6 protein-coding genes are annotated in these 4,184 nt (G+C 51.2%); all 6 read right to left on the bottom strand.

The window, feature by feature from the left end; all coding sequences use genetic code 11:
• A partial coding sequence (locus tag KDK14_RS11505) for an F-box-like domain-containing protein (RefSeq protein ID WP_257265263.1) occupies positions 1-370 on the bottom strand: 370 nt, incomplete at its 3' end.
• Positions 371-516: 146 nt separating this feature from the next.
• Complete coding sequence (locus tag KDK14_RS11500; protein ID WP_257265262.1) at positions 517-2,376, bottom strand: F-box protein; 1,860 nt, start codon at positions 2,374-2,376, stop codon at positions 517-519.
• Between the two features lie 234 nt (positions 2,377-2,610).
• On the bottom strand, positions 2,611-2,820 hold the full coding sequence (locus tag KDK14_RS21750) for an ankyrin repeat domain-containing protein (RefSeq protein ID WP_373691068.1): 210 nt from the start codon (positions 2,818-2,820) through the stop codon (positions 2,611-2,613).
• Positions 2,726-3,058, bottom strand: coding sequence for an ankyrin repeat domain-containing protein (locus tag KDK14_RS11495; protein WP_257265261.1), 333 nt, complete (start codon positions 3,056-3,058; stop codon positions 2,726-2,728). Before KDK14_RS11495 ends, KDK14_RS21750 begins: the two co-directional genes overlap by 95 nt.
• On the bottom strand, positions 3,015-3,299 hold the full coding sequence (locus tag KDK14_RS11490; protein ID WP_257265260.1) for a hypothetical protein: 285 nt from the start codon (positions 3,297-3,299) through the stop codon (positions 3,015-3,017). The genes KDK14_RS11495 and KDK14_RS11490 overlap by 44 nt, the downstream gene beginning before the upstream one ends.
• 238 nt (positions 3,300-3,537) lie before the next feature.
• A partial coding sequence (locus tag KDK14_RS11485; protein ID WP_257265259.1) for a hypothetical protein occupies positions 3,538-4,184 on the bottom strand: 647 nt, incomplete at its 5' end.

Below are 4,184 nucleotides of genomic sequence, written 5' to 3'. Positions count from 1 at the left end.
GCAGGGCAGTTTGCTGGTACTGTTCCCGAAAGCTTCGGGGAAGCCGGGCAAAATACGACAGTTCATGAATATAATTGTATTCTTTAACCACTTCCCGAAATGCCAGACAGGTGGCATTTACGCGGCGAATATCATCGAATTCCAGATAGTCAAATATGCTGACCAAAAGTTCCGGGGGGAGTTCAGTAATACTTCTTTGCCGCAGTGGTTGTGTTTGCGCGGGGGGTGTTTGCGCGTGAAATGTTTTCGGGCTAGCCCTCGGGAATACGACAGTAGGCGGGTAATTGGAAGGTGTTTTGGCAGGTTGATTTTCAGGCCAATATGGCACCATCGCAAAGCTGGTGGCTGCTGCAGAGAGAGGGTTGCTCACTGACGTGTCCTATTCTTAACGAGTGATTACCGGTAGACTCACATCGTTAACAGACCGGCCAAAGGCCAGAAAGTTCCCGGGGCAGCCCGCATTTCCACGCAGGGCGAGATCATCAGGTTGTGAAGGCTTCAAAATACGTTTTGCCTTCAATCCGGCGTGCCAGCATCGGTTAATTCCCAAACTGTCAGGGTGATGTTTGTGATGTTGTTATTCTCAGTGCAGCTCAGGACCACCACTTCATGCTCTGATGTTGGATTGAAGTATGCCATCTGGATACCGTCTTGCCTGATACTCCCCTTGAGTGACCATTGCTTTTGATCGTTGCGCCCCAGGATTCCTACCATGTGATCGTTGCAAGTCAGTGCATGAAGGCCTGACAGGCTAAAGCTGGTGAAGGCTGGGGTGTACTCCCTGGTGATGGTTTGCATTGACCATGTCCCTGCCAGGCTCTTCTCCCAGATACAGATTTTGCTGGCCGCACCATAGCTGGTGGTCAGCACTTGACTGTCAGACGGGCTGAATAGCGCGTTTTTCACAGCGAAATCATGCTTGAGCCTTATTGCTGATTCAAGCCTTGATGGGAAACTCAACTCCGGCGAGGGACACTGGTTCAGCGACCAGTCAGACCATTTTTCCGGTCTGCGCCATAGCAGCAAATCCTCGCAAGGCATCGGACCACCAATTGTATTAGATTTAGTGAACAGGTATTTACCGGTAGAGCTGAATTGAAGCGGAAGGAACTCCGGGAAGATCACCGTCTCTTGCCACTTCCCCGATGGTTCCGGGCTGTGAATTGAGACCCGTCCGGAACTGTAAGAATTTTTGCCAACAAGCACCAGAAGCTGATCTTCCTCTGGGCTGAAGTAGGCATAATCATTGCCCCATGTTGCTAATATTGAATGCTGTGCTGACCAGACTCCGCGATCATCCAGAGATAATATGGTCGTTTTATTCACCATGCGCAGTGCCAGGTACCGCTCTGATGGACTGAACTGGATTCCACCAACCAGCAGTACTCCGGGGAAGAGGCCGGAAACCTCCATTTTCAGCCAACCATTATTATTATTTGCATTCATGCGCCAGACGATTACCGGATCGCCCACCTCACAGGTCACCATATATTTCCCTGAAGGGCTGAATTTGACCATCTGATCCGGCAAGCTTTCCTTGCCGACTTCTTCCCAACAGCTGTTAGCAGGTTGCAAGGTGTTAACGTAACCCTCACGACTGCAGGTTGACAGGCGATTGGTGCAAGCATTGAAACTTGCCTCGGTAATTACCCGACTGCCGCGGTTATCGGACCAATTCAGTGGCTCTTCTGCCCATCGCCCCTGGTCATCCCTGGCCAGAATTCGGGAGTCATCCAAAAGACGGCCATAAAACAACATATGACGACTGGACGGGCTGAGGCGAACATCAAGAGTAGCGCCGGTCATGGGAGAATATGGAGCCCTTATTTCACGTACAGGGAGAGAGACCTTGTGTCGCGCAACCAGCCGGTAAGCCGGGCGCTTTTCCATCTCCCCCAAGGTGTCAAGGCATAGTAGTGCGGGCATCTGCGGAAGGTTCTTTACTATCCTGTCCCTGAACGGTATCACTTTGTTGTTGAATGGTGCTGAAGAGGCAAATGGATGCGAACCCAGGCATTTTTTCTGCCAGGGGGCATTTTGCTGGTACTGTTCCCGAAAGCTTCGGGGAAGTCGGGCATAATAAGACAGTTCCTGAATGTAATTGAATTCTTTAACCACATCCCGAAATGCCAGACAGGTTGCATTGACGCGCCGGATATCATCGAATTCCAGGTAGTCAAAAATGATGACCAACAGTTCGGGAGGCAGTTCAGTAATCCTTCTTTCCCTCAAAGGTTGTATCTGCGAGGGTTGTATTTGCGGGGGGTGTTTCTGGGGGCTTGCCTCCGGGAGCGCAGTAGGGGGCAGGGAGGGGGTAGTTTGTTGAGGCGGATTGACAGGTATCATCGAAGCGCCTGAAGACAGAGGATTGCTCATTGTCGTACCCCAGTTATCGATCGAGTTATTTCCAGCATTTCGAGTGCTTTGACAACCATTGAATGTCAGATTTATGGACAGGCCAGGGTTCAGGAAGTTCCCGGGCAGCCTACTGGCTGTTTCAGGGTTTTGTCGGCACTGGATTACCGGAAGTTCAGACACTAAATGAATATGTTGTGTCGTATAGCAGTACCCGGAAGCATCCCGGCCCGGGGTTGGCGGGAATGAAGTATATCAGGGCTCACCGGGGGCGCTGTCCTCACTAACAGCACCATATTCCCGAAGGATCTGGACGATGTCGTCGTGTCCATTTTCAGCAGCCACTCGCAGGGCTGTATTGCCGTTGAGTTTACCGGATTTGCCGAAGGTGGAATGGACCTTTGTCCCGTGTTCCAGAAGGTATTTCACGACCGACAGATTCCCGTTCCCGGCGGCTGCAATCAAGGCTGTCCAATCCAGGGTCGATCACCATTGTCGTGTATACCGTCGATCCGGGCCCGTGCTCATGCAAATAAGCCACCACTGGGAGATGTCCTTCCCGGGCCGCCACCATCAGGGCTGTCCAGCCGCCACGTTGCGGGGCATCAACCGGCGCACCTTGCTCCAGCAGGATTGCCACAAGTGCCGTTGCGTCACCGTTAAAGGCTGCCGTTAGTGCCCTGCACATAGGGGTTAGGTTCATCGGGCTCTGCAGATTCCATGACAAGGGGCAGGGCAGTTGACTGGCAATAACAGCACGTCCGGTCTTCAAGTTCAAGGGTGTTAAACCACTGGGTAATGCAATCCAGGTCAAAGCGGTGGCCGCACTGGGTACGCACAATGTGAGAACCAAATACTCCGTGGCAGATAGGGCAGATATTATCACCATTATTATTGTCGTCTGCATTCGCCGTTTGCGAAGCAGGCATAACGGAAATGTTCAAGCAATGCCTCCCAAATTCCCATGACTGGTATGGATGGGGAATTTATCAACTGACTTTTCGCTCACCCGGCACAAGGGAAAATGCCACACTATTTTCGCTGCAAGTTTCGCTGCAAGTTTCGCTGCAAGTCCCTGTGCAAGACAGTACGACACCTGACTTATTCCTGGATTTTCACTGCAAGCAAGAGTAAGGCTAGCAAAAACTGAGAGAGTGTATTGTTTTTGGCAGATCATTGCCTTTAATCCTGCTTGGCAGCATCTCTTATTTCCCAAACTGTCAGAGTGATGTCTGGGATGATGTGGTAATTCTCAGGGTGGCTAAGGACCACCACTTCATGCTCTGATAGTGGATTGAAGTAGGCTTCCAGAATACCCTCTTGCCTGATAACCCCCTTGAGTGGCCAGTCATTTTGCTGACTGCGCCCATGGATGCTTGCCATCGAATGGGTGTAAGTCAGCACATGCAGGCCGGACAGACTAAAGCTGGGTTTGGTGGTTCGGGCGCATTGATCGGTGATGGTTTGAATTGACCATGCTCCTGCCTCGTTCTTCCCCCAGATGTAGACCCTATCGGGTGGACAACTGACCAGTAAGTGGCTGTCAGACGGACTGAACAGCGGCTTATCTACAGGGAATTCATGTTTGAGTACTATTGATGAGTCAAGCCTCGCTGTTGATGCGGCCATCAGGTGCGGCAAGTGAAGATAATTCATCGACCGGTCAGACAATTTTTCCGGTCTGGGCCATAGCCACAAATCACGGCTACCGAAGATGTTTGTATTGAACAAGTATTTGCCGGCAGAGCTGAATTCAAGCAGATAGAACTGAGGTAAGATGATAGTCTCTTGCCATTTCCCCGATGGTTCCGGGCTGAAAATTGAGACCC

The sequence above is a fragment of the Endozoicomonas sp. ONNA2 genome (assembly GCF_024606365.1).
GTDB lineage: Bacteria > Pseudomonadota > Gammaproteobacteria > Pseudomonadales > Endozoicomonadaceae > Endozoicomonas.
The sequence above is the reverse complement of the archived record's forward strand: the minus strand, read 5'-3'. Positions and strand labels throughout refer to the sequence as shown.

Excerpts from the sequence above, each read along its gene's own strand:
- KDK14_RS11500 (WP_257265262.1), bottom strand. The coding sequence starts at position 2,376 with ATGAGCAATCCTCTGTCTTCAGGCGCTTCGATGATACCTGTCAATCCG.
- KDK14_RS11495 (WP_257265261.1), bottom strand. The coding sequence starts at position 3,058 with ATGAACCTAACCCCTATGTGCAGGGCACTAACGGCAGCCTTTAACGGT.